The sequence below is a fragment of the Acidocella sp. KAb 2-4 genome, assembly GCF_020567705.1.
Lineage (GTDB): Bacteria > Pseudomonadota > Alphaproteobacteria > Acetobacterales > Acetobacteraceae > Acidocella.
In genome coordinates, this window is sequence record NZ_JAJDJU010000062.1 from 1 (window position 1) to 1872 (window position 1872).

At 64.4% G+C, this 1872-nt stretch carries 2 protein-coding genes; one reads left to right on the forward strand and one right to left on the reverse strand.

Translation table 11 applies throughout. From position 1 onward, the window contains the following. Positions 1-924, forward strand: a 924-nt coding sequence (locus LI953_RS15295) for a porin (RefSeq protein ID WP_227076953.1), incomplete at its 5' end; no start/stop codon positions are given. 328 nt (positions 925-1252) lie between these two features. Here the strand turns inward: LI953_RS15295 and LI953_RS15300 are convergent. Continuing rightward, positions 1253-1411: a hypothetical protein gene (locus LI953_RS15300; RefSeq protein ID WP_227076954.1), complete on the reverse strand. Its 159-nt coding sequence runs from the start codon at positions 1409-1411 to the stop codon at positions 1253-1255. Positions 1412-1872 lie beyond the last annotated feature (461 nt).

Below are 1872 nucleotides of genomic sequence, written 5' to 3' on the forward strand. Positions count from 1 at the left end.
TCGGTGATCTACGACCTGGCCACCGGCTTTTGCGGCACCGGCGACTTCGCCAACGGCACCGGGGCCAGCAGCCTGCCCTCCAACGGCTACTGCACCGGCGGCGGCTTCATGCAGCGCACCTCGCTGCTGGGCGTGAAGGGGCATTTCGGCAAGGTCTTCGCCGGGCGCTTCCTGATGCCCGTCTACACCAACGCGGTGTCCATCGATCCCTTCCGCAACGGCACCACGGCGTCCATCACCAGCCTGAACCGCGCGGTATCGGCCTTCAACTACCTGCGCGAGTCCCAGCTGGTGGAGTACGCCACGCCCACGCTCGAGGGCTTCAGCGCGCAGCTGGTGTACGGCTTCGGCGGCGTGGCCGGCTCGGTGCAGGCCGGCAGCCTGGCCAACCTGAGCGTGCATTACCAGCATGGGCCGCTGTACCTGGGAGCCGCCTACCTGTACAACGACTACCGCACCGGCACCGCGCTGGAGTCGGGCAGGATCCCGGTGGGCGCCACCGCCTCCACGCACGTGACCCAGCTGTTCGGGCATTACGACCTGCACGTGGTCGTGCTCAGCGCGATGTTCCAGACCTACACCAGCGGCTTTCCCGGATCGGGCTTCACGCCGGTCAAGGCCTCCACGGCCCGCATGGACAACCGTTTCTGGATGGTGGGCGCCGCGGTGCCGGCCGGGCGCGGGCAGTTCAATCTGTCGTATTCCCATGCCGACAACCAGGAAGTGGCCTCCAGCAACGCCAGCATGATCGGCGCGGGCTACCAGTACTCGCTGTCCAGGTCGACCATGCTGTACGGCGGGCTGAGCCACATCTCCAACGGCAGCGCCGCGGCCTACGGGGTGCACGACGCCACCAACACCTTTGCAGGCAGCTACGGGGCATGCGCGAATGGTCTTGACCTGGGGCTCCGCCACAGCTTCTGAGATCCCTGACCGCAGCTCGGTACTGCCTGCGAGTCGCTGGTCGCATCGTTGCAAACAAGGAAATCAGCCACGTCGTGAATCCCTTCCAATCCCAAACACCTACCTCGCGAAGGTAGCGTGCTTGAAGTTGCGCAAAGCGCGCGCGATAGCTCCCGGCTGTGTCCATCAGTGGCTCCTCATGATCGGTCAACGATGAGTTCCGGATATGCATGCATGCGATGCCAATCCTCTTGCCTGCCGATTGCTACGTGGAGTCGACAGTGCCTCGCCCCGACAGCAGCCTGATCACCTCATGAACCGGCCACAGGAGCGGACCACTGCGTGACAATCAAAATGGACCAAGCCCCCATGCGTGCCCCATGACACAAAGATTTTTGCGGATCGTCTGCGGGCGCCGGTTGAGCGCCGTTGCGAGTTCGCGCGTGGTGATGTGATCGCGGCTGACAGCGATCGTTGCCAACGCGCTTAACGCGTCCTGATGGTTCATCTGCATCCCCTTCCGTGCTCCGATGGCGAGAGTCTCTTCGGTGCAACGGGGTTGCACGCAAGAGCCTCCGCACATGGCCCGATCAGAACAAGCGCCCGTAACGACTTCGGGCCGGTTCGCGGGATCGCGGTGCAACCGTTGCACCCCACCGGGCTGACGTTGCAGGCTGAAGAACCCGGCGCCATGTCGGCTGTCACTTCCGAATTTTCGATCCGTCAGCGCAGCTCCTGTTCAGAGGTGGTCGAGCGAACCGCGCTGCCCGAGGCGCCTGCAGGAGGCGTCGACCATCTTCCAGCGAACCATCATGGCTGAGCGCATCGCAAATCCGATGCGTCATGCAACGCGGCAGGTTCGTGAACCATCGCAGAAGAAGCGACGGAGCAGCTGAAGGGCAGTGAGGCGCCGTGTGCGTCGTCAAAGACCGACCGCGCTGGGACCCTCGGCGATTCGCCGCGCCCCAT